Here is a 26,104-nt window from a genome sequence, read left to right on the forward strand (position 1 = left end):
CACATGGCCATGTCCACACCCAACGCAGGCAATCATCCCGACGCGCTCGCCGACGACATCGTGTTGCGGGCGGACAATCTGCGCACGCACTTCATCATGGGCGCACGCGCCGCCAAGTCGGTCGACGGCGTCACGCTCACCGTCCGCCGCGGCCAGACGCTTGCGGTCGTCGGTGAATCAGGCTCGGGCAAGTCGGTCACCAGCCTGTCCATCATGCGGCTGCTGGCGCATCCCGGCCGCATCGTCGGCGGCCGCCTGCTCTACCGCATGCGCGACGGCGGCGTCGTCGATCTCGCCACGCTGAGCGACAAGCGCATGCGGGCGATCCGCGGCAAGGAGATCGCCATGATCTTCCAGGAGCCTATGACGAGCCTCAACCCGCTCTACACCGTCGGCGACCAGATCATGGAGATGATCCGCCTGCACGAGCCGGTCGACCGGCACGAGGCCCGCACCCGCGCCCGGCGCATGCTCGAACTGGTCGAGATCCCGGCCCCCGACAAGCGTCTCGACCAGTACCCGCACGAAATGTCCGGCGGCATGCGCCAGCGTGTGATGATCGCCCTGGCTCTCGCCTGCAATCCGGCCCTGCTGATCGCCGACGAGCCGACGACCGCGCTCGACGTCACCATCCAGGCGCAGATCCTCGACCTGATGCGCCGGCTGCAGCGCGAGATCGGCATGAGCATCCTGTTCGTCACCCACAATCTGGGCGTCGTCGCCGAGATCGCCCATGAGGTGGCTGTCATGTATGCCGGCCGCGTCGTCGAGCAGGCGCCGGTGCACGACCTGTTCGCCCGTCCGCGCCATCCCTACACCAAGGGCCTGCTTGCCTGCATTCCCGATGCCAAGCGCGACCGCGCCGACGACGGCACGCGCAAGATGCTCAACCCGATCCCCGGCAGCGTGCCGAGCGTGCTGGCGCTGCCTGCCGGTTGCGCCTTCGCCCCGCGCTGCCCGCTGGCCGAGCCGCACTGCGAAACCGCGCCTCCGGAACTGCTCAACGCCTCGCCCGAACACCTGACCCGCTGCTGGAGGCACGAACTTCTGTGACCGACACGACGCAAACGACGCAACAGCCTGACGCCGCCGACATCCTGCTGTCGGTGCGCGGGCTCAGCAAGCAATTCTCGACCGGCAGCGGCCCGGTCAAGGCGGTCGAAGACATCTCCTTCGACGTCCGGCGCGGCCAGATCGTCGGCATCGTCGGCGAATCCGGCTCGGGCAAGACCACCGCCGGGCGCTGCCTGCTGCGGCTGGTGGAACCCTCGTCGGGCGAGGCGATCTTTGACGGCGTCGACCTGTTCAGCCTGCCGGAAAAGGCCCTGCGCGCCTACCGGCGGCGCCTGCAGATCATCTTCCAGGACCCCTATTCCAGCCTCAATCCGCGCATGCGGGTCCGCGACATCATCGGCGAGGCGATCGACACCCACGGCCTCGCCAAGGGGGCTGCCCGCCAGGCCCGGATCGAGGAGTTGCTGACGCGCGTCGGGCTCTCGCCCGAGCACGCCCGGCGCTATCCCAACGAGTTCTCCGGCGGCCAGCGCCAGCGGGTCGGCATCGCCCGTGCGCTCGCCGTCGAGCCCGAACTGATTATCGCCGACGAGCCGGTGTCGGCGCTCGACGTTTCGGTGCAGGCGCAGGTGCTGAACCTGATCCAGGAACTGCAGCGCGAACTCGGCCTGACCATGATCTTCATCTCCCACGACCTGACCGTCGTGGAATATCTCTGCGACGAGATCGTCGTGCTCTATCTCGGCCGCATCATGGAACAGGGACCGGCGCGCTCCGTCTACGCCAACCCGCGCCACCCCTATACGCGCGCGCTGCTGGCGACCGCCCCAGTGCCGGACCCCACTGTCCGGCGCGAACGGGTCATCCTGCAGGGCGACATTCCGAGCCCGCTCAACCCACCGTCCGGCTGCGTCTTCCGCACGCGCTGCCCGCATGCGATAGCAGCCTGCGCCGAAACCGTCCCGACGCGCGAGACGGTCGGCTCCGGCCACAGCGTCGCCTGCATCCGCCAGGCCGAGCTTGTGGAAACATACCAGGACTGATCGATGACCCCTTATGACAGACTTGCCGCGCTCGGGTTGACCCTGCCGCCGCCGCCCTCCCCCATTGCCACCTACGTGCCCTTCGTTCTCGAGGGCGACATGCTCTACCTCTCCGGCCAGGGACCGAAGCTGGCCGACGGCACCCTCAAGACGGGCAAGGTCGGCGCCGGGGTCGGCATCGAGCAGGCCTATGAAGACGCCCGCCTGACGGGGCTCAACCTGCTCTCCATCATCCACGCGGCGACCGGCGACCTCTCCAGGGTCCGGCGTGTCGTCAAGCTGCTCGGCATGGTCAACGCCACGCCGGACTTCACGGCCCATCCCAAGGTCATCAACGGCTGTTCGGATCTGCTGCTCGAGGTCTTCGGCGAGCGCGGCCGCCACGCCCGCTCCGCCGTCGGCTTCGGCTCGCTGCCGGACAACATTACCGTCGAGATCGAGGCGATCGTCGCCATCGACGCCTAGCGTCGGCCACGCCTGCGCTTTCCATGATCTGGTGATGTCGATGGAAGGCGCCATCAGTGCAGAACCGATGGCGCAGCGCCGTCGTCCGCCTACGGCTTCGACCCGGCGCGGGCCTGCCAGGCCTGATAGAGATGGCGCCCGTCACCGGTCTTCGGAGGACAGTGCCTGATCGACACCCCGCTTTGCTGGCCGAGCGGCTTCGACAGTTCGGCGGCATGGGCGGCGGTCGACAGGCCGAAGGGCTCGGCCTCTTCATTCGAATAAGCGAACGCGATGTCCTTGATGCCGGACATGCGCATCGCGGCCAGGCACATCGGACAGGGTTGTCCGCTCGCATAGACGGCCAAGCCGTCGAGCCGTGGCGATCCCAGCGCCTTGCCCGCGGCCCGCAGGGCCAGGAGTTCGGCATGCGCCGTCGGATCGTTGTCGGCCTGCATCCGGTTCACCGCGCGGGCGAGAATTGCGCCGTCCTTGACGACGACCGCACCGAAGGGCCGCCCGCCCTGCTCGACATTGTCGAATGCCAGGGCGATCGCCTCGGCGAGGAAGCCGTCGGTTTCGCTCACTTGGCGCCGGCCTTTTCAAGCAGGCCGATCATGGCGTCATAACCGCTGGAGCGCGCATGGCTGAGCGGCGTCACGCCGTCCTTGTCGGCGAGGTTGACGTCGGCGCCGGCGTCGACCAGCAGCTTGACGATCTCGACATGGCGTTCGCCGCCGTCGCCCAGGATGATGGCCTCCAGCAGCGCGGTCCAGCCGAGATTGTTGACATGGTCGACATCGACGCCGGCCTCGATCAGCGTGCGCACCGTATCGACATGCCCCCGCTCGGAAGCCGGGATCAGCGCCGTGCCGCCATAGCGGTTGGTGCTCTTCAGGTCGGCGCCGTTCTGCAGCGTCAGCTTCAGGATGTCGAGATGTCCGCGTGCGCCGGCATAGAGATAGGCGCTGTCGTTGATGTTGTCCTTGAGGTTGACGTCGGCGCCGGCCTGGATCAGCGCCTCGGCGGCGTTGACCTTGTTGCCCAGCGTCGCGACCAGCAGCGCGCTGCGCCCGTCCTTGTCGCGGACGTCGATCTTGGCGCCCTTGGCCAGAAGCTGCCCGATGGCCGCGGCATCGTCATTGGCCGCCGCCGCATGCAGTGGAAGGTCGCTCATGTTCTCTCCTGAAGCGCCTGAGGGAATGGAATTGAACAGCATGAACACCAGGGCGAGCAGAACAGGCGCTCCGAGCCATCCGATGCGACGTTGCGAGAGTGCCATGAAGCTTCCTTTTCCAGTTGTGTTGCGGCTCTCGCCGCCTGTCTGCGCCAGCGCCGCCGACAATGGCGGATCGGGGCTGCAGTCATCCACCCTGTATATGATGCCGGCCACTGGCATTCGGTCATTAAATGTTTGGATACTCTGCAGTGTGCTTCTGAATGCCTCAGGATGATGGCCGGTCCTGCAGCGTCTTGAGCGGCTCCAGCCCCATCTCGGGCCGGTGGCGCAGCCGCATGAAGCTGGCGCCGCTCCCCAGCAACGCAAACACGGCGCCCATCCACAGCGCGACAACGGCTCCGTGCGCCCCGAACAGGTTGAACAGCGCGGCCACCATTGCGACGCCGCAGGCCTGGCCCAGATTGCCGATGACGCTGGACATGCCGCCCGCACCGCCGCTGCGTTCGGGCGGCACGGAGGTGATCATGGTGCGCATGTTGGGCGACTGGAAAAAGCCGAAGCCCGCGCCGCAGACGGCCATGCGCCAGGCCACGTCCAGCGCATCCGGGTCGGGCGGCATCGTTGCCAGCAGCAGCATGCCCAGGCTGAGCACGCCAAGGCCGGCGCCGCCCAGCAGGCCGGCGGGAAAACGGTCGGACAGCCGCCCGGCCAGCGGCGCCGAAAAGGCCACCATCGCGGGCCATGGCGTGATCAGGAAACCGGTCTCGACCTGGCTGTAGCCGAACAGCGCCTGGAACAGGAACGGCAGCGACACGAATGCCAGCGCCTGGGTGATCATGGTGAAGAAGGAGCAGACGGACGACAGCGCGAAGACCGGCTTTCGCATGAGGTCGATGGCCAGGATTGGCCCCGGGCGGTTGCCCTGGCGTTTCAGCAGCACCGCGAGGCTGGCGATGGCGATCGTCGCGTTGGTCGCCACCGATGCCCACGATGCGCCCTGCGCCGCCATGTTCAGCGCAAACACCGTCGTCGCCAGAAACAGCGCGCACAAGGCCGCCGCCCACCCGTCGAAGCGCCGCGCGCTGCGGATCGTCGGCGGCAGCGCATACAATCCCATCGCGATGCCGATCAGGCCGAGCGGCACGTTCATGAGGAAAAGCCAGTGCCAGCTGGTCAGGCTGAGGACGGCCGAGGCCGCCGACGGCCCTGCCGCAAACGACAGGCCTACCACCAGTGCGTTCAGGCCCATGCCGCGCCCGAGCAAAGCGTGCGGATAGATGAAGCGCATCATCGCCACGCCCGTGCCCAGGATGCAGGCCGCGCTCATGCCCTGGACGACGCGGCCGGCAACCAGCCACTCCAGCGACGGCGCAAGGCCGCAAAGCAGCGAGGCCAGCGTGAACAGCACCAGCCCGCCCATCGAGATGCGCCTGAGCCCGACGATCTCGCCCAGCGCCGCGGCAGGCAGGAGCGAGGCTACCATCGCGAGCTGGTAGGCGCCGACGATCCAGATCGACTGGGCCTCGGTCGTGTTGAGATCGCGGGCGATCGTCGGCAGGGCCGTGTTGGCGATCGCCGTGTCGAGATTGGCCATGCAGACATTCAGCAGGACAGCGCAGGTGGCGATGGTCCGTTGCCGGCCGTGAAGGCCCTCGCCCGCAGCCGAAAGCTGTGTTTGCCTGAATGCCAGCACGAAAGACCCCGTAGCGCGCGACCCCTTGGGCCGCAGCGCGAAAGCGACGAGAACGATTGAAGCGAGCCTGGACGGCTCATCCTTGCCTAGCGCCTTGGTATTTCATGCGCAAATGGGATATATGAATGATAATCATTCACGATGATAATGAGCTGATATGCTGGATCCTCGGCTGCTGCGCGCCTTTGTGACCATCGCCGACACCGGAAGCTTCACGCTTGCCGCCGACCGGCTGCACATGACGCAATCGACGATCAGCCAGCAGCTGGCGCGGCTCGAGGATGCCGTCGGCCGCGAGTTGATCGACCGGGCCGCCCGCCCCGTCAGGCCCACCGCATCCGGCGAGCGCCTCATAGGCCATGCGCGACGCATCCTGCTGCTCCAGGGCGAAGCCGAACTCCTGCTTGCCGACACCGCCGGAACCGCGTCGATCCGCATCGGATTGCCTGACGACATCGCCACTGGAAGCATGACCAGCGCCTTCGCGGAATTCGCAAAGCGGCACCGCGAGGTGCGCCTCGACGTTACCGCCGGCCTCAGCCTCGACCTGACCAAGCGCTACCGTGGCGGCGAGTTTGACATCGTGGTGGTCAAGGAAGCCACGCCGAGCGCCGATCACCGCGCCGCCTTCCCCGAAGCCATCGCCTGGTTCGAAGGTGCCGACGCCAGTCCGGCCTGGCCGGAGCCCTTGCCGCTGGTCACCTTTCCGCCGGGCGGGCTGTACCGCGATGCGATGTTCGAGCGGATCGACCGCGAGCGGCTGCGCTGGTACGTCGCCTTCACCAGCAGCAGCCTGAGCAGCGTGCTGTCGGCCGTCGAGGCCGGCCTCGGCCTCTCCCTGCTTCCGGTCGGCACGACGACGGACCGCCGGGTCCGCCAGTCCACCGCCTTCGGCGCGGAACCGTCGATGGTCGTGTCGCTGTATTCCTGGGAGGCCGGCGGCATCGTCGCGGAGCTTGCCCGGGACATGGCCGCAGTCTTACGCCAGCGCTTCGCTGCACCCTGAACGGCGCCAGGCGGTGAAGGGGAAAACCGGATCCAGTGCTGCGGCCGGCCGCTTCGCGGCTGTTCCAGCAGAACCTGTCGTGGCCGATCTAGATCGGCATGCGGCCGCGCCTGGGCGTGACCATCCACGGCTCCACCGACACCGGGCCGGCTTCGCGAATGTGCACGGAACGGGCAAAGCCGGCAAACGCGTTGCGCGCGCCGTCGACGGTCAGCCGGCCTTCGCGCGCCGCCTGGCAGGCGCGAACGGCGGTGCTGTGGATCGGCCCGCGCCGGTTTTCCGGCCACGTCGTCAGGAATGCCAGCGCATCGGCGACACATGCGATTTCGCGGACGGCCTGACCCTCGTCCTTGACGAAGATCGGGCGGGAAAAGGCATTTGCTGTCATCACTTCCTCCTCGGTCCTGGACCGTCGTCTCGAGCAAGCGGACACTGCCGCGATCGCCACGACATGCTCACAAGGAAATGGCGACGGCAGCCGTTCCCGTCAAGAATGGCGGGCGAATTCAGTCCTTCGGCGCTTCGTCGGCCAGGATTCCGGCCTCGGTGCAAAACGTCTCGAACGCCTCTCTTGCTTCCTCGACCGGGATCGACCCGTTGATCGCCGCCTGCATGGCGTTCTCGGCCAGATAGAAGAACGGACTGCGCCTGTCGTGCGGCCACGCCTCGAGAAACTCGGCAGCGTCGGGCACCGAGACAACCTCGCGCAGCGAGAAGTCTCCGTCCTTGATCCAGACATTCGGCGTAAAATCCATGAACCTCAACGCACGTGAAGCTTGCCGGTTGCATGACAGGGCACGCGCCGACATGCCCCTCTGCCCAAAGCCCGGTCACATCGGTGGCATGCTCGGGGCCGTGAGTGGCCTGTCCGCTTGGACAAGCAAATTGGCGCACGTTCGGCAAGCAACCCATCGCGCTCGTCTCACATTGGCTTCAACCGCACGACCAGTGCTCACCTGCAACATCTATCCAATCAACCACCCTGGTCGCTCGTCTGAAAATCATGTTCGGCAAAGGACATCCAAGGCGGCCCTGTGGAGGTCGCCGTTTGCCGCCATGAGTACCGTGGCGTAGCTCCGAGCGTCCTTGAGCGGCTCACCGTCCCAGTCGGTCACGACGCCGCCCGCGGCCTGCACGATGGGCAGTTGCGGGAGGATGTCGTAGTCGAAGACGTCGCTTTCGACGAGGAGATCGACGCCGCCGAGCGCCAGGAGACCGGCAGCGTAGCAGTCGTGCGACAGCCGGGTGAAACGGACGCTGGCGGCAAGCGCCGAGAACCGGTCATGGCGCGGCTGGTCGAACTGTTCGAGCGCCGAGGTGTAGAGGATCGCCTGGTCGAGCGTGGTCCTTTCGCTGGTGCGGATCGCTTCGCCGCCAAGCATCGCCATGCCCCCCGTCCCGACCCAGCGCTCGCCCGTGATCGGCTGGTTGATGATGCCGAGCACCGGCTCGCCCAGATGGAGAAGTGCTATCTGCGTGCCGAAGGCGAGTGAACCGGAGACGAAGGATTTCGTGCCGTCGATCGGATCGAGCACCCACACCCATTCGGCATCGGTGCGGCAGCTGCCGAACTCCTCGCCCCTGATGCCATGATCGGGGAAGTGCGCTTCGATCATCCGCCGCATCGTGGACTCTGCGTCGCGATCTGCAACGGTGACGGGGCTGGAATCGGCCTTGGCGTCGATGGCGATGCGCTTGCGGAAATGCGGGCGGATCACCTGCGCGGCGGCATCCGCCATCGCATGAGCGAGCGCCAGGCAGGCGGGGGGACAGGCATGGTTCATCATCGGGTCCTTTCAGCCTCGGCGGCGATCTCGTCCAACATCGCCCTGACGGTTTCGACCTGCCGACGCGCGGCCTGGGCCTCCTGTCGCAGCCGCGCTGGGAGATCATCGGTCCCAAGCTCGGTGAAACTGGCGGAGCGGGCGGGGATGAAAGGATCGCTCCCCTCGGCTGCAAAACGCAGGGCGGGAGCGAAATAGCCCTCCTCCTCCTCCAGCCCGAAGGCCAGGACCTGCGGCCGGTCCTCGCCCAGAAGCAGCAGTTCCACCAACATCGCATGCATCGGCAAGTGGCCGCTGCCCGACTGGCAGGCCAGATGCGCCCAGCCGCCGCGATCGGGCGTAACGAGGCAATCCTTGACATGCACCTCGGTGACATGGGGCGCCTGGGCGGCGAGTGCCGGCAGCGGCATCTCATGGGCGTTGGTCATGTTGGCGAAATCGAACAGCAGGCTGAGGCGCGGATTGGCGACGGCATGCAGGATGCAGATCAGTTCATCCGACTGGAGGTCCTCATGCTGCTCGAGCGTGAACCGTAGCCGCCCCTGAGGGTCGAAGCTGTCCAACCGGCGAAGGTCCGCGACCGTCCAGTCGATGATGTCGGAAACGCGTCCCTCGTAGCGCGGATAGCAGCGCAACGAAGTGGCGCCGGTGGCAAGGGCGATCCGCACGGCATCTGCAAGCCCGTCCGCCTCGGTCGTGCTGGTCTCGACATGCAGCTCCAGCCCGAGGTGGCTCACCGCCGCTCTATAGGTGCCCAGGGCTGCATCGGACATGCGGGCAAGGCATGCGCCTTCACCATCCTCGACATGGACCTTCAGGCCGGCAAGGCCTTGCGCCTTGGCGAACTCGGCAAGGTGAAGCGGTGTCATGCCGCCGAAGCGCATGTTGAGATGAAAGGCATAGGCATGGGCAAAGAGCGGCGCGCTCGTCGCACGCGCGGCCAGCCGGGCGCGGCGTCCCGCCGGAAGCTGTGCGATACGTGTCCGCCAGTCGGCGGACTGCGCCGTGTTCCAGGGCATGTCGATCAATATGCCAGCTCCTTCGCTGGAGATGTCGAGGCTTCAAGCCCCATCAGGCAGCGAGCACCAGAAGGTCGCGATGCGACATGCTGATATCGACCGGCGCACCGACCGATGGCGGCGGCCTGTCGGCCTGGTTGAACGTGTCGAGCGAGATGAAGCCGCCGCCCTCCACCGCGACGCGGACACGGAGCACCGGGCCAAGGAAATGCACCTCGGCGATCCGGCCCGGCAGGACGATGTCGCCCCCATCGCGCCCGAGCGCCACCGTCTCGGGCCGCAGCGCCAGGCTGATGCGCTCCCCGGCCCGCCCGGGCGCTGGCCTGCCCAGCGTCACCGGCACGCCGCCCAGCCTGACATGGCCGGCCGCGGCATCGACCAGGTCGGCATCGATGAGATTCAGCGTGCCGACGAACTCGGCGACAAAACGCGTCGCCGGCCGGTTGTAGATCTCGAACGGCGTGCCGACCTGGTCGGCGATGCCCTGATGCATGACCACCACGCGGTCCGACATCGACAGCGCCTCCTCCTGGTCATGGGTCACGAAGATCGTAGTGATGCCGAGGTCGCGCTGGATGCGGCGGATCTCCTCGCGCAGGCTGACGCGGATCTTCGCGTCGAGCGCCGACAGCGGCTCGTCGAGCAGCAGCACCTGCGGGCGTGGCGCCAGCGCGCGGGCCAGCGCCACGCGCTGCTGCTGGCCGCCGGAGAGTTGGAAAGGATAGCGGCTGCCGAGTTGCGGCAGGCCGATCAGTTCCAGCATCTCGCCAACCCGCCTTGCGATCTCCGCCTTGCCCTGCCCGGCCACCCTGAGGCCGAAGCCGATGTTGTCGGCCACCGTCAGGTTCGGAAACAGCGCGTAGGCCTGGAACACCATGCCGATCTTGCGGCGGTTGGCAGGCAGGCCCGTGATGTCGTGCCCATCGATACTGACGGCTCCCGATGTCGGCGTCTCGAAGCCGGCGACCATGCGCAGCACGGTGGTCTTGCCGCAGCCGGAAGGGCCGAGGAAGGACACGAACTCGCCCTTCTCTATTCCGAGGGTGAAATCCTGGACGACGCGCAGCGCGCCAAAGGACTTTTGCAGATGACGAATGTCGAGAAAGGCCACGGTCAGCGCCTCGCGGTGGAGAATTTGGAAAAGCGGGTGAAAAGCTGGATCAGCCCCATGCAGGCCCAGGTGATGACGAAGGCGACGACGGCGAGCGCCGAGGGCTCGTAGGCGCGGTTGCCACCCATCCAGACCATGTAGGGGCCGAAGGAATTGACGTTCAGCAGCGCCGCGAAGACGTATTCGCCGATGACGATGGCGAAGGTCAGGAAGGCCCCTGACAGAACCGAGACGAAGACGTTCGGCAGGATCACGACCGCAAGGATGCGCGCCCAGCCGGCGCCGAGCGACTGTGCGGCCTCGGTGAGGCTGGCGATGTCGATGGTGCGCAGCCCCGTGTCCACCGAGCGGTACATGTAGGGCAGCGACAGCACGGCATAGCCGCAGAGCAGCAGGATGTTCGTGCCCCACCAGCTCCCGGTCAGCGGCAGTACCGAGGAGGTGTTGTAGATGCGGATGTAGCCGAAGACGATGACGATGGGCGGGATGACCAGCGGCAGCAGCGTGATGAACTCGATCGCCGGCCTCAGGCCCGGAAAGCGCAGGCGCACGAAATAGGCGGTCGGCACGACGAGCAGGATGCCGATGACGATGGTCAGCAAGGCCAGCGCGACCGAATAGCCGAAGGTCTGCTGGAACTGCGGATCGGCAAGCACGATGCGATAGGCTTCGAACGAATAGACCCCACGTTGCATGCGCATCGAGAAGTCGAACATGCCGACCAGCGGCAGCAGGAAATAGAGCCCGGCAAACACGACAGCGAGCCAGGACCAAAGCTGCTTTCCCGTCATTTGAGCCACCTTTCGGCACGCATGCGCAGGAGGATGTAGATGCCGTTGGCGATGGCCGTCAGAACGATCATCGCAAACGCGATGGCGTAGCCGAGATGCGGATCGTTGAGCACGTCGCCGCGGATCTGCGCGAAGAGCACGATGGGCGCGATCGACAGGGACGAACCGGTGAGCGCAATGGCCGTGGCCACCGCACCGAAGGCATTGGCAAACAGCAGAGCCAGCGTGCCGAGCAGCGAGGGCCACAGCACCGGCAGCGCCACCAGCCGCCAATATTGTGCCCCGGAAGCCCCGAGGCTCTCGGCCGCTTCCCGCCACTCACGCTTCAGCCCTTCCAGCGCGGGCGTGATGATCAGCACCATCAGCGGGATCTGGAAATAGAGATAGGTAAGCGCGAGGCCAAGGAAGGAGACGATGTTGAAGCCGCTGCCGTAGAGGTTGATGCCGAACCAGTTGCGCAACAGCATGGTGACGAAGCCGAGGCGTCCGAGCGTCGCGATGAAGGCGAAGGCGAGCGGCACGCCGGCGAAATTGGAGGCGACGCCGGAAAAGGTGAGGATGGCATTGCGCAGCGGGCGCGGCAGGTCGCCAAGGGTGATGGCGGCGGCGATGAGGAAGCCGAAAAGGCAGCCGAGCACCGCAGTCAGCAGGCTGAGCTCGATTGAGATCCAGAAGGCCGAGCGGATGGAGGGCGACAAGAGCTTGCCCAAGTTCTCCAGCGTGACCTGCCCCTGCGGGTTGCGGAAGGCACCGACGACGATGTTGAGCGTCGGCAAGATCAGGAACAGCAGGGCGAAGAGGAAGAAGGGGGCAACCCCCAACCAGCTGAGCATCTGCCTCGGCTGCCGCGCCGATGGCAGGGATAGGGCGATTGTCGTCATCGGAGTGTTCCCAACGGGCGCGATGGGGAAGGCCTGCCGCAGCAAGCCTTCCCGCTTTCTGCGCGTGCCTACTTGATGTTGGCGCCGACGACCTTGTCCCATCCCTCGACGATGGCAGTCTTGTTGGCGTCCAGCTCTTCGACGGCCGGGAAGATCGCCTTTTCATAGGCTTCGGCCGGCGGCAGCTTGTCGAGCAGTTCCTGCGGGAACTTTCCGGCCTTCAGCATGGCGGCAAAGCGCGCCGGGTGGCAGTAGCCCTTCAGCCAGCCGGTCTGGCCCTCGTCCGAATAGAGATACTCCATCCAGAGCTTTGCCGCGTTCGGATGGGGTGCATAAGCCGAGATCGCCTGCACATAGACGCCGGCCACCACGCCGCTGGTCGGTACAACGACTTCCATCGGCGGGTTGCCGTTCAACGAGTCGCGCCAGGCAAGCAGGTTGTAGTCCCAGGCGGCGACGATCGGCGTCTGGCCCTGTGCGATGGTGCCGGCCTTGCCGAGCACCGGCACGAAGTTGCCGGCCTTGTTCAGCTCGGCAAACAGTTCCAGTCCCTTGGCGCCGGATTCGGCACCCGGCTTGGCACCGCGCGAGATGCCCGCCGACATCAGCGCGAGGATCGCCTGCGCCGAGGAGCGCGGGTCGCCGGTAAGCGCCACCGCACCGGAATATTCGGGCTTGGAAAGCTCCGACCAGTCGGCCGGCGCCGTCTGCAGCAGGTCCTTGTTCACGCCGAAGGCCATGACGCCGTAATAATCGCCATACCAGTAGCCGTCGGCATCCTTGATGTTGTCGGGGATCTCGTCCCAGGTGGCGACCTTGTAGGGCTGCAGCAAGCCTTCCTTGGCGGCAGTGGGTGCAAAGGCGAGGCCGAGGTCGACGACGTCGGGGGCCTGCGAGCCGGTGTTGCCCTTGTTGGCGCGGATCGCCTCCAGTTCGTCGGCCGTGCCGGCATCGGGGTTCAGCTCGTTGACCGTGATGCCGGGATACTTCGCCTTGAAGCTGGAAATGACCTCGCCGTAATTGCACCAGTCATGCGGCAAGGCAATGACCGTCAGCATGCCTTCCTTGGTCGCTGCGTCCACGAGGTCTTGCGCGGGCTCTGCCCAGCCGACCGTCGGCAAGGCCGCCGCGAGGGCGAGCGCGGAAACGAATGCGCGCGAGATGATGCGGTTCATGAAGTCCTCCTGTTGACCGTCAGCGACGGTTCGTGGGCAATGGCTGCGTTGATCCTTGCATCCGGCCGTCGGCCTTGCCGTTCACGCCGGTTCCCCTGGCACCTGTCTGCGTCCCGTGGGGCTGCATCGGTGCGTTCTCGTGTAGGCAGAGCATGTAACAATTGGACAACAATCAAACGTCCATTATCATGCATTCAACTAGACCAATTTTAGGATGCCCCTTGGCCAAGCAGTTCGAAGGCCCGATCCTGCCCTTCCTTCGCCTCGAAGGTTCCGCGTCCCTGCCGAAGTTCAGGCAGGTGCAGGACCAATTGCGCACGGCGATCCTGCGCGGGCACCTCAGGGCCGGCACCCGCCTGCCGGCAAGCCGCATCCTGGCACAGGAGCTGGGCCTGTCGCGCCAGACGCTGGTTCGCGTCCTGGAAAACCTGAAGGCGGAAGGGTATCTGGAGGCGCGACAGGGTGCCGGCACATTCGTTTCGACCGCCCTGCCCCATCAACGCCCACAGCCACGCGCCGAGCAACCGTTGGGCGATGCACCGCCGCGGCTGTCGCGGATCGGCACACAGGCGGGTGGCGTGTCGGCGGAGATCGGCAGGATGGAGCATCGGCCCTTCCTGCCCAACCAGCCGGCGCTCGACCGCTTTCCCTTCGCCCTCTGGCGCAAATGCTGGAATGCGGTGACGCGCAGCGGCAAGGCGGCGATGGGCTATGGCGATATCGCGGGCGAGCTGGTGTTGCGACAGCGGATCGCCGAGTACCTCGCCCTGCATCGGCGCGATCCCTGCGACCCCGAGCAGATCGTCATCACGCCGGGAGGACACGCGGCGTTCACGCTCGCGGCTCTGGCGCTCGCAAATCCCGGCGACGGCATCTGGTTCGAGGATCCTGGCCCCGTCACCACAAGCAACCTTTTCCGCACGCTTGGCCTGGACCTCTGCCCTGTGGATGTCGATGCAGATGGCATGGATGTCGCCGGCGCCATGGCGCGCCACCCCGATGTGCGGCTCGCCTTCGTCATGCCTTCGCGACACCATCCGCTTGGGGTGACGCTCTCGCTACCGCGCCGGCTCGCGCTGCTGGAATGGGCCCGGATCAACGACGCCTGGATCATCGAGGACGATTATGACAGCGAGTTCCGCTACGACGGCGCGCCGCTGCCTTCGATGCGTTCCATCGACAGCCATGGCCGGGTGATCTATGCGGGCAGCTTCAGCAAGGCGCTCTATCCGGGCATCCGCATCGGCTACCTCGTACTGCCTCCGGCGCTCATCGGCGCCTTCCGCAACCTTGCCGGCCTCATCCATCGCAGCGTACCGGTGGAAACCCAGCTCGTGCTGGCCGAGTTCATCGGAGGCGGGCATTTCGCCAGCCATCTGCGCCGCATGCGCAGCCTTTATGCCGAGCGCCGCGAGGCGTTCAAGGACGCCGGTCAGACGGCCCTCGCCGGCCTTGCCAGCATCGACTGTTCCGAGAGCGGGCTCAACGCGCTCGCCTGGCTGGAAGGCGGGCGAGAAGATCGGGCAGCCCATCGCGCCGCGATCGAGGCCGGGCTGCAATGTTATCCGCTGTCCGACTATGCGATCGGCCCGACCCGGCCCGACGCGCTTATCCTCGGCTATGCCGGCGTTCCGGCAGAACGCATGAAGCCTTATCTCGATCGCCTCGCCGAGGCACTCGCCCGGCTGTGAGACCGCCGCGCCAGGGCTGAGGCAAACATACCAAGGAATCGGGCTTGTAGCCGACGAAGCAAGGCCACGATGAAAGGCGCCCGATCGTGAGGCGCCTCCGATCCGTCACGACCCTGTTGGCAGACCACATAGCCTATTCCACGTTCCACCATCCCCGTGCTCCCGACAACTCAGTGTTGGACGGCGCGCAAGGGATTGCCGCTGCGCTGGCTGACCCCGACGCCAGGGGCAATGCCGACCGGCGCATTGGAGGCGGCAAGCAGCGGCTTTCCGCGCACGATGTCGGAAGCGCGTTCGGCGAGCATGATGGTCGGCGCGTTGAGGTTGGCGTTCGGCTCCGCTGGGAACACCGAACTGTCGATGACCCTGAGCCCTTCGAGACCGTGAACCTTGAGGTCGCTGTTCACCACGGCCATGGCATCCTCGCCCATACGGCAGGAGCCGCAGGGATGGTAGGTGCTTTCCATGGTCTCGCGCACCCAGGCGTCGATCTCGTCGTTGCGGCGCACATCCTTGCCGGGGGCAATCTCCTCGCCACGGAACCTGTCGAAGGCCGGCTGGGCGACGATTTCGCGGGTCAGCCGCAGGCAACGACGAAAGCCCTCGCGATCCTCCTCGCGGTCGAGATAGTTGAAGAGGATGTCCGGTTGCTCGTGCGCCTCGGGCGAGCGCAGGCGCACATGGCCTCGGCTTTTCGGCTTGTTCGGCCCGGTCAGCACCATGAAGCCGTGGCCGTCGAGCGGCTTCTTGCCATCGTAACGCATCGCGGCAGGCAGGAAATGGAACTGGATGTCGGGCCATTCGAGCGCGGCATCGGAGCGGATGAAACCGCCGCTCTCGAAATGGTTGGAGACCGAAAGTCCCTTCTTGAACAGCAGCCATTCGGCGCCGATGAGCGCGCGGCTGAGGAGCCCCATCTTGCCGTTGAGCGTGATCGGCTCCTTGCAGGCGTACTGGATGTAGACCTCGGAATGATCCTGGAGGTTCTCGCCGACGCCGGGCAGATCGTGCAGCACCTCGACGCCCGCCTGCTGCAGCACCGACGCCGGGCCGATGCCGGAGCGTTGCAGAAGATGTGGCGAGCCGATCGGGCCGGAGGAAATGAGCACCTCTCGGCTCGCCTTGGCCACGACGCGTTCGCCGCCGAGTTCATACTCGACGCCGACGGCCCGCTTGCCCTCGAGCAGCACGCGCCGCGTCATGGCATGGGTGACCACGGTGAGGTTCGGCCGGCTCATCGCCGGCTTCAGATAGGCATTGGCGGTCGACCAGCGCACGCCGTCCTTGACGGTCATGTGCATCGGGCCGAAACCTTCCTGCATATGGCCGTTGGGATCCTCCGTCGTGATGTAGCCCGCCTCGTGGCCGGCATCGACGAAGGCCTTGTAGAGCGGGTTCTGCATCTTGTTGCCGGCATTGGTGGCGAGCGGGCCGGTGCCGCCGCGATAGGCGTCGCCCCCGTCCTGCCAGTTTTCGGCGCGCTGGAAATAGGGCAGGCAGTTGGCGTAGCGCCAGCCCCGCGCTCCCAGCTCCTCCCACTCGTCGAAGTCGCGGGCGTGGCCGCGCATGTAGACCATCCCGTTGATCGAGGAGGAACCGCCGATGACCTTTCCGCGCGGGCAATGGACCCTGCGGCCGTCGAGACCCGGCTCCGGCAGGGTCATGTATTTCCAGTTGTACTTGGTGCCGTTCATCGGGATGGACAGCGCCGTCGGCATCTGGATGAAGACGGACTTGTCGCTGCCGCCGTATTCGAGGACCAGGACCTTCGTGGCCGGATCTTCCGAAAGACGATTGGCAAGCACGCAGCCGGCCGATCCGGCGCCGATGATGATGTAGTCGTAGGTCATGGCGGTCACCTAAGAGTTACGGATAGAGACCCCAGCCGCGCCCGCGGGCAAACAGCCGGGTCAGGACATAGTGAACGCCACCGGCAGCGAGGCAGGACGGCACGGAGGCGGTCAGGTATTTGAAGGCGGGAATGCTCGCGAGCGTCTGCGGATTGAAGATCATCACATAGACGACGAAGCCGACGGCAAGTGCTGCGAGCCCGATCGGGTTGAAACCGGCGCAGAAATGGTAGGGACCGTTTTCCTGCGGGCCGTGCAGGCTGCGCATGTCCAGCTTCTGGCCACGCAGGAAGAAGTAATCGGCGATGCCGATGCCGGCGAGCGCCGAATTGAGCGCCGACGTCCAGACGAGGAAGATGAAGAAGCCGTCATACATCTGCGGATAGAAGATCACGAGGCCGAGCGGGATGAGACAGAACAGGAAGAGGATCGCGCCCCAGGAAATGGCGCGCACCGACGCCGTTCCCACCTGCCGGAGACCGACGATCGAGGTGTAGAGGATGTTCGCCATCGAGGTCATGTTGGCGAAGGCGACAAAGAGCAGTGCGATGATGCCGATCATCGGGCCGGCAATCTTGGTCATCCAGATCGTCGGATCGCTTTCGCCGAGGGCCACGGCGGCGAGCAGGCCGACGATTTCGCCGAGGGCTGCCGCACCGAAGATGCCGAGGATGTTCGGCCAGAAGGCGGTGCGCTCGTTCTTGGTCAGACGCGCCAGGTTGCCGATGTAGGGCCACCAGGAGAAGCCCGCGGCAAGGTTGACCTCGACCGCAATGATGAAGTTGAGCGTGTCGTCCTCGAAGGGCGGGGCAAGCGCCGGCATCGCCAGGAGTTCGGCAAAGGAACGGTTCTGGAGGATGAGGTAGAGCATCACGATCATCAGGATCACCAGCGCGGGCGAGACGACCATGTTGAAGAACTTGATCGATGTCGGCCCCTTGGCAACGATGAACCAGGTGACGAGGATCGCGCCGACGGCGGCGATAACCATCTTGATGCCGGTCGGATTGGCCGCCTCGCCCGCGCTGAGCGCAGCGAGGCCGTCGATCGAGCGGCCGAACATCATGGCAAGCACGGCAAGCCAGCCCATGGTGAGCACGACAACGGCGAGCACATAGACGACGCGGCTGCCATTGTAGCCGAACTGGCTGCGCAGCGCGACGAACTGCTCGATGCCGTAGCGGCCGGAAAGCGGCGTGGTGGCCAGCGCCGTCAGCACGACGCCGACGATGTTGCCGATGACGATGGCCGCTATGCCTTCCTTCGGCCCGACGAAAAGGCCGATGGCGCCGCCGATCAGGAAGGCCCACGTGGCGATGGCAAGTGCCGAGTTGGCGTAAGTGAATTCCCAGAAGCCCCAGAGCCTTTCGGAAGGCAGGAGCGGCGCATCGCCGCGTTCGGCGGCATCGCGATTGCGGGCGGCTTCCTGGCGCTCGGCCGCAGCCGCCCCGAGCCCGGCATTGAAGGCGTGATCGGTCATCTCACGCCCCCCAGATCCAGAATCCGACGACGAGTGCGAGCGTCAGAAGGGTCATGCCGGCATAATCGAGCGTGGTCATCACGCCCTCGAAACGGCCACCGGCCTCGATGTCCTCATAGATGCGGGCGCGCCGCTCGAGTTCTTTCTGCCAGGCGATATCGGTTTCCATTGTCGTTCCCCTTTCGCGTCGCGCCTTCGGCATCTGTCCGCGATGAATGCGGCTCCATCGGCCGCGGATCTTGCCAACCGGCCGCCCATGGGCGACGGCCGGGTTGTCACTCAGGCCCTCATGGCAGGGTGATCCACACGGCCTTCGTCTCCATCAGGTAGTCGAGCTGCTCGGGTCCCAGATCCTTGCCAAAGCCCGAGGCCTTGAAGCCTCCGAAGGGCATGGAAGGATCGATCGTGCTGTGGGCATTGACGTAGATGGAGCCGGCATGCAGGCGCGGGATCAGCCCGTGCACCCGCGAAAGGTCGTTCGAGTAGATCGCGGCCGCCAGGCCGAACGGCGTGTCGTTGGCCAGCGCGACCGCATCGTCGAGATCGTCGAAGGCGTCGGTCACCAGAACGGGACCGAAGATCTCCTCGCGCACGATCGTCATTTCGGGCTTGCAGCGCGCGAAGATGGCGGGCTCGATGAAATGGCCCGGCCGGTCCAGGCTCACGCCGCCATGGATCAGCTCGGCGCCCTCCCGGCGGCCGGCATCGATGTAGGACGAGACGACCTTCTTCTGCTGCGCCGAGACCAGCGGGCCGATGTAGCAATCGCGGTCGAGGCCGGGCGCGATCTTGAGCGTTCGCGTGACGGCGACCAATTCGTCGAGGAAGGCGTCGTGCACCGAGCGCTGGACGTAGACGCGCGTGCCGGCATCGCAGACCTGCCCGGAATTGAAGAACACCCCGTTCACCACCGCCCGGGCCGCGCTGGCGAGATCGGCATCGTCGAGAACCAGCACCGGCGACTTGCCGCCGAGTTCCAGCGTGACATGCTTGAGATTGCCGACGGCCGAGCGGCCGACTTCCTGACCGACGGGCGTCGAGCCGGTAAAGGTCACCTTGTCGATGCCGGGATGGGTCGACATGGCGGCGCCGATCACGCTGCCCCGGCCCGTCACGATATTGACGACACCATCCGGGATGCCGGCCTCCTGCACCAGTTCGGCAAAGCGCAGGGTGGAGAGCGAGGTCAGTTCGGCCGGCTTGACGATCACGGTGCAACCGACGGCAAGTGCCGCCGCGAGCTTCCAGGCCATGGTCTGGAGCGGGAAGTTCCACGGCACGATGGCCGCGACCACACCCAGCGGTTCCTTGCGGGTGTAGGCGAGATAGTTGCCGGGAATGGAAGGCTCCACCGTGCGTCCGTGCAGCTTGGAGGGCCAGCCGGCGAAGTAGCGGAATGTGTCGACAGTGCCCTGGATGTCGATCTCGCGGGCAAAGGTCACCGACTTGCCCATGTCGATCGCTTCGATTTCCGCCAGTTCGTCGGCATGCAGTTCGATCAGGTCGGCAAGGCGATGGAGCAGGCGCTCGCGCTCGAGCGGCTTGAGGCGGCGCCAGGCCCCGCCGTCGAACTGGCGTCGGGCAGCCCGGACGGCCCGGTCGAGATCATCGGTCGTGCCTGAGGGAGCGCAGCTGACCAATCCGCCAGTAGAGGGCTCGAAAATGTCGAAGGTCGCGCCATTGCTGCTGTCGACCCAGGCGCCGTCGATGAACATTTTTTGCGGCTTCGCCAGGAACCGCCGCGTCGCGTCGCTGACACCATAGTGGTCAAGATAATTGCGGACGGTGTCGTCCATGTGCTTCCTCCTCGGCCGGGCACCGCAAGCGGCCGGCTCGTCCCAAGTTCTTCGTTCAGCGTTGTTTTGGCCTGGCATGAATGACGCGGCCGATGAGGTTCATCAGCACCTGCGCGGCCAGGATCGAGGTGCCGCCCGTGTGGTCGTAGTCGGGCGCCACTTCGACCAGGTCGATGCCGACGATGGTGCCGCGCTTGGCAAGTGCGGTCAGGATCTCCAGCACCTCGTAGTAGATGAAACCGCCATGCGAGGGCGTGCCGGTGCCCGGCGCGATCGATGGGTCGAAGCCGTCGATGTCGATGGTGACGTAGTAGCGCGCGCCGGCGGGGACGCGCTCGGCGACGGCCGCACTTCCAAGGGCGCGGATCTGGCGGACCGAGAGAATGTCGGAGCCCATCTTGCGCGCGTCCTCGTAGCCTTCTTTCGCGGTCGACGAGACGTTGCGGATGCCGAGTTGCGACAGGCCGCTCACATAGGGCTTTTCAGCGGCGCGGCGCATCGGGTTACCGTGGCCGTAGCGCACGCCGTGGCGCTCGTCGACGAAATCGAGATGGGCGTCGATCTGGACGACGTGGATCGGGCCGTTCCTGGCGCAGTCGTCGGAGAAGGCGTTGATGCAGGGGATGTTGACGGAATGGTCGCCGCCGAGCACCACCGGCAGGGCGCCGGCGGCCAGGATCTTGCGCACGCCGAATTCGATGTTGGCATGGCTTTTCATCGTGTCGGTGTGCACGATGTCGGCGTCGCCGATGTCGACGATCGAGACCTCGCCGCTCGGCAGGTAGGTGACGTCGTCCTCATGGTCATAGGCGCCGCCGTGGCCGAAGGAGAACAGCGTCGAAGCCTCGCGGATCGAGCGCGGGCCGAAGCGGGTTCCGGCCCGCCATTGCGTGCCGCAGTCGAACGGTGCGCCGAGGATCGCGACATCGGCGTCGATGGCGTCCCAGTCGGGCTGGTAGGGATATTTGCCGAACGTGCAGATGCCGACGAACGGCAGGTTCAGGCGTCCGGTCTCATAAGAATTGCTGGCCATGTACCCTCCTCCAAAGGTCGAAGGAGTGTGCCAAAAGCCAATACGTTTAAAAGCATCTATGATTGGATGTTTACTTGTGCATTAATCAATGAATGATCAACAAGGTCCGCCATCGCGTCCTCAACCTTTCGCTTGGCGATGCCGAACTCAGGCTGCTGCGTGTCTTCGCTTCCGTCGTGCAGCATGGCGGCTTTTCCGCCGCGCAATCGGCGCTCGGCATGACCCAGGCGACGATCTCGACCCATATGCGCCACCTCGAGGAACGGCTGAGCCTGCGCCTGTGCAGCCGTGGGCGCGGCGGCTTCCTGCTCACCGACGAGGGGCGTCTCGTCTATGACGCAGCGCTCGAACTCTTCGGATCGCTCGAAAAATTTCAGAGCCGCATCGGCGAGGCGCAAGGGGAACTGACCGGCAATCTCAGCTTCGGCACCGTCGACGCCATGATCACCAACCGTGACCTCGACTTGCAGGGAGCGCTTGCCGCCTTTCACCGCGCGGCCCCGCGCGTTCATCTGGAGATCGACGTCGCAGCCCCCCAGGTGCTGCACCAGGGCCTGCTCAACGGCTCCTACCAGATCGTCCTGATGCCGTCGGTCGGCAGCGTCACGCCGCATTTCCGCGCCCAGCCGGTCTTCTCCGAGGTCCAGAAGCTCTATTGTGCCGAGGGTCACGCCCTCTTCGCCCTCCCCGATGCCGAGCTTACCGACGACCGCCTCTCCGCCCAGCCCTTCGCCGGCCGCACCTACATGCTGAACGAGACGATCTGCGGAGTGAACTTCACCTGGGCAGCCGCAACACCTCACATGGAGGGTACACTGCTGCTTCTGCTTTCCGGCGCCTACATCGGCTTCCTGCCCGACCACTATGCCGACGAATGGGTCCGCACCGGCCGTCTTCGGGTGCTGGCGCCCGAGCGCATGGTTTTCGAGGACATGTTCCACATAGCCTATCCCCGCAACAAACCCTCCCGTGCCGCCGAAACCCTGGCGCAGACCATCACGGAAAGCGTGCGCAGGCCGCACTGAGATGGATCTGGCGAAAGGCGGATCTGTCCGATGAAGTACGACTTTTTATTCGGTCGCGCGCTTCCATCTCGGCAACGGCGCTCGGCTGGAGCGGATCAACTTCCTGGCCAATACCGGCAATGCCGGCATGTCGTCGTCGCATGGCATCATGATCAACTATCTTTACAAGCTTGACGAGATAGAGCGCAATCACGAGGCATATGCATCAGGCCAGTCGGTCGCGGCATCCGCCGCAGTGGGCCGGCTCAGCGCAGCCGGCGGGCGGTTGGTCGAATCCGCGACGATCGAGGGGATCAAGCCATGAACGGCAACCTATTCACCACCATCGAGGCCGCGATCGCCGATCCGGCACGTCCGTTCCTGCACGCCGACGGCCGCAAGACGCTGTCCTACGGCGACATGCTAGAGACCTCGGCTCGCTATGCCAACCTTCTGGCGTCGCTGGGCGTGAAGCCGGGCGACCGCGTGGCGGTGCAGACCGACAAGCATGTCGACAGCGTCTGGTTCTATCTCGGCTGCTTGCGGGCCGGCGCGGTCTACCTGCCGCTCAACCCGGCCTATACGCCGGCCGAGGTGAGCTACTTCGCCGACGACGCCGAGCCGGGGCTTGTGGTGTGCGAGCCGGGCAGCCTTGCCACGCTGCGCTCCACACTTGGCGCGGCGGTCAGTCGCATCGAAACGCTGGACGCGGCCGGCACCGGCACACTTCAGCAGTTGGTCCGCGACATGCCGGCGACCTTCAACACCGTCGTTGCCGGCCCGGACGACCTCGCCGCGATCCTCTACACCTCCGGCACGACGGGTCGCTCGAAGGGCGCGATGATCACCCACGAGAACCTGCGCTCCAACGCGATGTCCCTCGTCGAGAGCTGGCGCTTCAGCGCCGGCGACGTGCTCTTGCACGCGCTGCCGATCTTTCACACGCACGGGCTGTTCGTCGCCATCAACACGGTGATGCTGTCGGGTGCGTCGATGATCTACCTGCCGAAGTTCGACATTGACGCGGTGATGGCGGCCCTGCCCCGCGCCACCACGATGATGGGCGTGCCGACCTTCTATACCAGGCTGCTTGCCGACAACCGCTTCGACCGCGCCGCCGCGAGCCACATGCGGCTGTTTGTATCGGGCTCGGCGCCATTGTCGGCCGAGACGCACCGCGGCTTCACCGCGCGCACCGGCCACGCCATCCTCGAGCGCTACGGCATGACCGAGACCAACATGATCACCTCCAACCCGTATGATGGCGAGCGGCGCCCGGGCGCTGTCGGCTTCGCCCTGCCGGGCATCACGGTACGCATCGCCGATCCGGAGACGGGGACGCCGCTACCGCAAGGCGAGGTCGGCGTCATCGAGATCGAGGGGCCGAACGTCTTTTCGGGCTACTGGCGCATGCCGGAGAAGACGGAGCAGGAGTTCCGCCCCGACGGCTTCTTCATCACCGGCGACCTCGGCTATGTCGATCCTGAAGGCTATTTCACCATCTCCGGCCGCGCCAAGGACCTGATCATCTCGGGCGGCTTCAACGTCTATCCGGCCGAGGTCGAGAACGCGCTCGACGCATTGCAGTCGATCGGCGAGTCGGCGGTGATCGGCCTGCCGCATGCCGATTTCGGCGAGGCGGTGACAGCGGTTGTGACGGCACGCCCCGGCCGCACCGTGGACGAGTCCGCGATCCGCGGCGAACTCGAAAGCGTGCTGGCCAAGTTCAAGATCCCGAAGCGCGTTTTGGTCAAGGACGCGCTCCCCCGTAACGCCATGGGCAAGATCCAGAAGAACGCCCTGCGCGAGGAATTCGCCGGGCTCTACACGGTCTGAGGCGGAGTCCGGCGCAATACCACCCCTCCCCGGAAGGGAGAGCGGGACATTTCGGCCGCTCTGCCGGCGCAAAACGGAGTCGATCTGCGCCTGGCCACTACGCCTCCGGATTTGCCGGGAGGTGCGCCAACGTCGGCGATCCGGGGCCGAGGCGGGCCGATTCACCAAAATCGTCGGAGCATTCCTCCCAGCGCCAGTCTGGCGTGTTTGACCCTGCAGGACGGGATCGGCTGCAGTACTGCGCCAACAAAAGAGGGATCCGACCAGATTGGCGGCAACGCTGACCAATAGTCTGATCGAATCCCTCCGCCGTTGCGGATCTCAGCCCTTTGCCGTCCGTTTCTTCTTTTCCGGATCATCGAAGGTCAGGGTGTGGGCAATTGCGCTGGCCTTCAGCGATTTGCCCCGCACTTCCAGCTTCACGCCTTGCCGGGCATAGGGCACATCGAGACGGGCGATGGCCATCGAACGCTTGGTCAGCCGGGAATAGGACGGACAGGTGATGACGCCGACCTTCTTGCCGTCGGCCCAGACCTCGTCGCCGAGATCGGCCATCTGGTCGCCCTCGATCAGCATGCCGAAGATCTTGAACCGCTCCTGTCCCTTCTGTCGATAGTGCTCCTCGGCGCCCCTGAAGCCGGCTTTCCCGGGCGACACGGTGACATCGAGGCCGAGCTCCCACAGGCTGTCACCCACCGGCTGTCCTGCGATCGGATACATCTGGGAATTGTCGTAGGGATAAAACAGCAGGTAGCTCTCGACCCGCAGCAGGTCGAGCGTGCTGAAGCAGCACGGGATGATGCCCATCTCCTTGCCGTCCGAGAGGATCGTATCCCAAACCAGCCGGGCGTCCTGGCCGCGCACGAAGATTTCGTAACCGCGCTCGCCCGTGTAGCCGGTTCGGGAAATCGTCACCGGGGCGCCGAACAGCGTGGTGTGGACGTGGTGAAAATAGTTGAGGTCGCGAATTCCGGGCACGTGCCTGGCCAGGAAATCGACCGCCACCGGCCCTTGCAGCGACAGGTCGTGCAGGTCGTCGTCGAACAGCACGGCGCAGTTGCGGCCCGCAGCCTGCTTGACGATCTCCTCATGCGCGGTGCCGGTGCCGGAAACCAGCATCCAGGAATTGGGGCCATTGCGGTAGAGCACGCAATCATCGGTCAGGTGGCCGCGTTCGTTGAGGATGGCCGCATAGACCGATCGGCCCGGCTGGATCTTGGCGACGCTGCGGGTGGTGATGTATTCGAGGATCGCAATGGCATGCGACCCGATCAGGTGCGTCTTGCGCAACCCCGACACGTCCATCAGCCCGGCCTTGGTACGGATCGCGACGTGCTGGTCGTACGGGTCCGCGTCGTAGGTCCAGGCAGTGCCCATCCCGCTCCAATCCTCGAGATTGGAGCCTAGGGCGCGGTGACGGTCAGCAAGGGCTGAGAAACGCCAGCTCAATGTCATTTTTTTCCTCCGGTCATGTCTTGGCAAACAGGGTTCGTTCTGGCGGCAGACGCACGCCAGTGACGTCTTTCGCTCCCTAGAGAAGGAGCCATGCGGATGTTTGGAAAGGGACCCGGCTCCGGCCTGGGTCGTTGATGCTCTGGACGTCTCGGCGCCCAGGCATGAGCGGAGGGCGGCGAGGCCCTCCGCCAGATGCGTGGTCAGGCGGCGAGACTCGAAGCCAGCGCAACACCCGCTACGGCGATGCCGCCGCCACCCACCCTGAGCGCAGTGCGCCAGGACAGGCGCGCCACGAAGGTTGCCAGCGAGAAGCCGATCGCATGCAGGACGGCGGTCGACACCACAAAGCCCAGTCCGTAGAGCAAGGCGTTGCTGGCGATCGGCAGTTCCTGGCCATGGGCAAAACCGTGCAGGCCGCCGAATACCACCGTCATCGCAAAGGCCGCGCCGAACGGCACCCGGCTGCCCAGTGCCACGATCGCGCCCAGAACAACCACCGAGCCGGCGATACCAAGTTCGACGAAGGGAAGCGGAAACCCGGTCATGCCGAAGACCGCACCGGCGATCATGCCGATGACGAAACCGAGCGGCAGCCAGCGGAACACCGGCTCGTTGTCGGCATTTTGCCCGGCCCAGATGCCCACCCCGGCCATGGCCAGGATATGATCGAGACCGGAGAGCGGATGCGAGAGCCCTGCCCCAAGGCCACCGGCGTTGGGCAGGAAATGCGCGTAGCTCGGCATCGTCGATGCGGCGTAGGCCACAGCGACGGCGGTTGCGAACCGCGTGATCTTTCGAGTGCTTGTCGTGTTCACCAT

Annotated in this window: 25 protein-coding genes and 1 pseudogene; 8 read left to right on the top strand and 18 right to left on the bottom strand. The window is 65.6% G+C overall.

Going from position 1 to position 26,104, the window contains the following annotated elements; all coding sequences use genetic code 11:
- Window positions 1-3 precede the first annotated feature (3 nt).
- From GGR00_RS12800 to GGR00_RS12810, 3 genes are read left to right on the top strand one after another with little or no spacing between them, the layout of a single operon-like run.
- A complete protein-coding gene (locus tag GGR00_RS12800) occupies window positions 4-1,053 on the top strand; it encodes an ABC transporter ATP-binding protein (protein WP_055970098.1) in 1,050 nt (349 codons plus the stop codon).
- Window positions 1,054-1,094: 41 nt separating this feature from the next.
- Window positions 1,095-2,057 carry an oligopeptide/dipeptide ABC transporter ATP-binding protein gene (locus tag GGR00_RS12805; RefSeq protein WP_184699734.1) on the top strand — a complete coding sequence of 321 codons (963 nt, stop codon included), beginning with the start codon at window positions 1,095-1,097 and terminating at the stop codon, window positions 2,055-2,057.
- A 3-nt stretch (window positions 2,058-2,060) separates the two neighbouring features.
- A complete protein-coding gene (locus GGR00_RS12810; protein WP_184699622.1) occupies window positions 2,061-2,522 on the top strand; it encodes a RidA family protein in 462 nt (153 codons plus the stop codon).
- A gap of 89 nt (window positions 2,523-2,611) precedes the next feature.
- Here GGR00_RS12810 and GGR00_RS12815 read toward each other — a convergent pair whose 3' ends face one another.
- The 3 genes from GGR00_RS12815 to GGR00_RS12825 all read right to left on the bottom strand — a co-directional run bounded on the left by GGR00_RS12815 (window position 2,612) and on the right by GGR00_RS12825 (window position 5,374).
- The gene (locus tag GGR00_RS12815) at window positions 2,612-3,088 is read right to left on the bottom strand and encodes a deaminase (protein WP_184699623.1); all 477 of its coding nucleotides are present in this window, start codon (window positions 3,086-3,088) and stop codon (window positions 2,612-2,614) included.
- The gene (locus tag GGR00_RS12820) at window positions 3,085-3,783 is read right to left on the bottom strand and encodes an ankyrin repeat domain-containing protein (RefSeq protein WP_156381068.1); all 699 of its coding nucleotides are present in this window, start codon (window positions 3,781-3,783) and stop codon (window positions 3,085-3,087) included. The genes GGR00_RS12815 and GGR00_RS12820 overlap by 4 nt, the downstream gene beginning before the upstream one ends.
- 163 nt (window positions 3,784-3,946) lie before the next feature.
- Complete coding sequence (locus tag GGR00_RS12825) at window positions 3,947-5,374, bottom strand: MFS transporter (protein WP_184699624.1); 1,428 nt, start codon at window positions 5,372-5,374, stop codon at window positions 3,947-3,949.
- Window positions 5,375-5,531: 157 nt separating this feature from the next.
- Between GGR00_RS12825 and GGR00_RS12830 the strand changes: the two genes are divergently transcribed.
- Window positions 5,532-6,380 carry a LysR family transcriptional regulator gene (locus GGR00_RS12830; RefSeq protein WP_184699625.1) on the top strand — a complete coding sequence of 283 codons (849 nt, stop codon included), beginning with the start codon at window positions 5,532-5,534 and terminating at the stop codon, window positions 6,378-6,380.
- An 88-nt stretch (window positions 6,381-6,468) separates the two neighbouring features.
- Here GGR00_RS12830 and GGR00_RS12835 read toward each other — a convergent pair whose 3' ends face one another.
- From GGR00_RS12835 to GGR00_RS12870, 8 genes are all read right to left on the bottom strand, one after another.
- A complete protein-coding gene (locus GGR00_RS12835; protein WP_184699626.1) occupies window positions 6,469-6,768 on the bottom strand; it encodes a DUF982 domain-containing protein in 300 nt (99 codons plus the stop codon).
- 118 nt (window positions 6,769-6,886) lie between these two features.
- Entirely contained in the window at window positions 6,887-7,135 is a 249-nt protein-coding gene (locus tag GGR00_RS12840) for a DUF982 domain-containing protein (RefSeq protein ID WP_055970117.1), read from the bottom strand.
- 246 nt (window positions 7,136-7,381) lie between these two features.
- Window positions 7,382-8,164 (bottom strand): inositol monophosphatase family protein, encoded by a 783-nt coding sequence (locus tag GGR00_RS12845; RefSeq protein ID WP_210315008.1) that lies wholly within the window; start codon window positions 8,162-8,164, stop codon window positions 7,382-7,384.
- Complete coding sequence (locus GGR00_RS12850; protein WP_246441367.1) at window positions 8,164-9,183, bottom strand: sugar phosphate isomerase/epimerase family protein; 1,020 nt, start codon at window positions 9,181-9,183, stop codon at window positions 8,164-8,166. The genes GGR00_RS12845 and GGR00_RS12850 overlap by 1 nt, the downstream gene beginning before the upstream one ends.
- Before the next feature lie 52 nt (window positions 9,184-9,235).
- A complete protein-coding gene (locus GGR00_RS12855; protein ID WP_184699628.1) occupies window positions 9,236-10,294 on the bottom strand; it encodes an ABC transporter ATP-binding protein in 1,059 nt (352 codons plus the stop codon).
- 2 nt (window positions 10,295-10,296) lie between these two features.
- Window positions 10,297-11,085, bottom strand: coding sequence for an ABC transporter permease (locus tag GGR00_RS12860; protein WP_055970126.1), 789 nt, complete (start codon window positions 11,083-11,085; stop codon window positions 10,297-10,299).
- Entirely contained in the window at window positions 11,082-11,966 is an 885-nt protein-coding gene (locus tag GGR00_RS12865; protein ID WP_055970128.1) for an ABC transporter permease, read from the bottom strand. Before GGR00_RS12865 ends, GGR00_RS12860 begins: the two co-directional genes overlap by 4 nt.
- Before the next feature lie 68 nt (window positions 11,967-12,034).
- The gene (locus tag GGR00_RS12870; RefSeq protein WP_184699629.1) at window positions 12,035-13,141 is read right to left on the bottom strand and encodes an ABC transporter substrate-binding protein; all 1,107 of its coding nucleotides are present in this window, start codon (window positions 13,139-13,141) and stop codon (window positions 12,035-12,037) included.
- 221 nt (window positions 13,142-13,362) lie between these two features.
- On the opposite strand from GGR00_RS12870, the gene pdxR reads away from it, so the two are divergent.
- Window positions 13,363-14,832: a MocR-like pyridoxine biosynthesis transcription factor PdxR gene (gene pdxR / locus GGR00_RS12875; RefSeq protein WP_184699630.1), complete on the top strand. Its 1,470-nt coding sequence runs from the start codon at window positions 13,363-13,365 to the stop codon at window positions 14,830-14,832.
- Between the two features lie 170 nt (window positions 14,833-15,002).
- Here pdxR and betA read toward each other — a convergent pair whose 3' ends face one another.
- The 5 genes from betA to speB all read right to left on the bottom strand — a co-directional run bounded on the left by betA (window position 15,003) and on the right by speB (window position 20,991).
- Window positions 15,003-16,682 (bottom strand): choline dehydrogenase, encoded by a 1,680-nt coding sequence (gene betA, locus GGR00_RS12880; protein ID WP_184699631.1) that lies wholly within the window; start codon window positions 16,680-16,682, stop codon window positions 15,003-15,005.
- A 16-nt stretch (window positions 16,683-16,698) separates the two neighbouring features.
- Window positions 16,699-18,162, bottom strand: coding sequence for a purine-cytosine permease family protein (locus tag GGR00_RS12885; protein WP_210315010.1), 1,464 nt, complete (start codon window positions 18,160-18,162; stop codon window positions 16,699-16,701).
- Window position 18,163: 1 nt separating this feature from the next.
- A complete protein-coding gene (locus GGR00_RS12890) occupies window positions 18,164-18,331 on the bottom strand; it encodes a hypothetical protein (protein WP_184699632.1) in 168 nt (55 codons plus the stop codon).
- 118 nt (window positions 18,332-18,449) lie between these two features.
- Entirely contained in the window at window positions 18,450-19,958 is a 1,509-nt protein-coding gene (locus GGR00_RS12895) for an aldehyde dehydrogenase family protein (RefSeq protein WP_055970139.1), read from the bottom strand.
- Between the two features lie 55 nt (window positions 19,959-20,013).
- Entirely contained in the window at window positions 20,014-20,991 is a 978-nt protein-coding gene (gene speB, locus GGR00_RS12900; protein ID WP_055970141.1) for an agmatinase, read from the bottom strand.
- 92 nt (window positions 20,992-21,083) lie between these two features.
- Here speB and GGR00_RS12905 point away from each other — a divergent pair, with 92 nt between their 5' ends.
- From GGR00_RS12905 to GGR00_RS12915, 3 genes and pseudogenes are all read left to right on the top strand, one after another.
- Window positions 21,084-22,016, top strand: coding sequence for a LysR family transcriptional regulator (locus GGR00_RS12905; RefSeq protein WP_055970143.1), 933 nt, complete (start codon window positions 21,084-21,086; stop codon window positions 22,014-22,016).
- 52 nt (window positions 22,017-22,068) lie between these two features.
- Window positions 22,069-22,320 (top strand): annotated as a pseudogene (locus tag GGR00_RS12910) (malonyl-CoA decarboxylase domain-containing protein); the annotation flags it as partial.
- The gene (locus GGR00_RS12915) at window positions 22,317-23,831 is read left to right on the top strand and encodes a malonate--CoA ligase (protein WP_055970145.1); all 1,515 of its coding nucleotides are present in this window, start codon (window positions 22,317-22,319) and stop codon (window positions 23,829-23,831) included. The pseudogene GGR00_RS12910 and the gene GGR00_RS12915, both read left to right, overlap by 4 nt.
- A gap of 321 nt (window positions 23,832-24,152) precedes the next feature.
- Here GGR00_RS12915 and GGR00_RS12920 read toward each other — a convergent pair whose 3' ends face one another.
- Together GGR00_RS12920 and GGR00_RS12925 are read right to left on the bottom strand one after the other, a co-directional pair.
- Window positions 24,153-25,286 (bottom strand): aminomethyl transferase family protein, encoded by a 1,134-nt coding sequence (locus GGR00_RS12920; protein WP_184699633.1) that lies wholly within the window; start codon window positions 25,284-25,286, stop codon window positions 24,153-24,155.
- Between the two features lie 200 nt (window positions 25,287-25,486).
- A complete protein-coding gene (locus GGR00_RS12925) occupies window positions 25,487-26,101 on the bottom strand; it encodes a HupE/UreJ family protein (protein WP_162244882.1) in 615 nt (204 codons plus the stop codon).
- Window positions 26,102-26,104 lie beyond the last annotated feature (3 nt).

Source organism: Aminobacter aganoensis, assembly GCF_014206975.1.
In the GTDB taxonomy this organism is placed as follows: domain Bacteria; phylum Pseudomonadota; class Alphaproteobacteria; order Rhizobiales; family Rhizobiaceae; genus Aminobacter; species Aminobacter aganoensis.

Coding starts and splice junctions, on each gene's coding strand:
- GGR00_RS12895 (WP_055970139.1), bottom strand. CDS start 19,958: ATGGACGACACCGTCCGCAATTATCTTGACCACTATGGTGTCAGCGAC.
- GGR00_RS12885 (WP_210315010.1), bottom strand. CDS start 18,162: ATGACCGATCACGCCTTCAATGCCGGGCTCGGGGCGGCTGCGGCCGAG.
- GGR00_RS12890 (WP_184699632.1), bottom strand. CDS start 18,331: ATGGAAACCGATATCGCCTGGCAGAAAGAACTCGAGCGGCGCGCCCGC.
- GGR00_RS12905 (WP_055970143.1), top strand. CDS start 21,084: ATGATCAACAAGGTCCGCCATCGCGTCCTCAACCTTTCGCTTGGCGAT.
- betA (WP_184699631.1), bottom strand. CDS start 16,682: ATGACCTACGACTACATCATCATCGGCGCCGGATCGGCCGGCTGCGTG.
- GGR00_RS12845 (WP_210315008.1), bottom strand. CDS start 8,164: ATGAACCATGCCTGTCCCCCCGCCTGCCTGGCGCTCGCTCATGCGATG.
- GGR00_RS12820 (WP_156381068.1), bottom strand. CDS start 3,783: ATGGCACTCTCGCAACGTCGCATCGGATGGCTCGGAGCGCCTGTTCTG.
- GGR00_RS12865 (WP_055970128.1), bottom strand. CDS start 11,966: ATGACGACAATCGCCCTATCCCTGCCATCGGCGCGGCAGCCGAGGCAG.
- speB (WP_055970141.1), bottom strand. CDS start 20,991: ATGGCCAGCAATTCTTATGAGACCGGACGCCTGAACCTGCCGTTCGTC.
- GGR00_RS12840 (WP_055970117.1), bottom strand. CDS start 7,135: ATGGATTTTACGCCGAATGTCTGGATCAAGGACGGAGACTTCTCGCTG.
- GGR00_RS12800 (WP_055970098.1), top strand. CDS start 4: ATGGCCATGTCCACACCCAACGCAGGCAATCATCCCGACGCGCTCGCC.
- GGR00_RS12915 (WP_055970145.1), top strand. CDS start 22,317: ATGAACGGCAACCTATTCACCACCATCGAGGCCGCGATCGCCGATCCG.
- GGR00_RS12830 (WP_184699625.1), top strand. CDS start 5,532: ATGCTGGATCCTCGGCTGCTGCGCGCCTTTGTGACCATCGCCGACACC.
- GGR00_RS12860 (WP_055970126.1), bottom strand. CDS start 11,085: ATGACGGGAAAGCAGCTTTGGTCCTGGCTCGCTGTCGTGTTTGCCGGG.
- GGR00_RS12810 (WP_184699622.1), top strand. CDS start 2,061: ATGACCCCTTATGACAGACTTGCCGCGCTCGGGTTGACCCTGCCGCCG.
- GGR00_RS12835 (WP_184699626.1), bottom strand. CDS start 6,768: ATGACAGCAAATGCCTTTTCCCGCCCGATCTTCGTCAAGGACGAGGGT.
- GGR00_RS12920 (WP_184699633.1), bottom strand. CDS start 25,286: ATGACATTGAGCTGGCGTTTCTCAGCCCTTGCTGACCGTCACCGCGCC.
- GGR00_RS12850 (WP_246441367.1), bottom strand. CDS start 9,183: ATGCCCTGGAACACGGCGCAGTCCGCCGACTGGCGGACACGTATCGCA.
- GGR00_RS12870 (WP_184699629.1), bottom strand. CDS start 13,141: ATGAACCGCATCATCTCGCGCGCATTCGTTTCCGCGCTCGCCCTCGCG.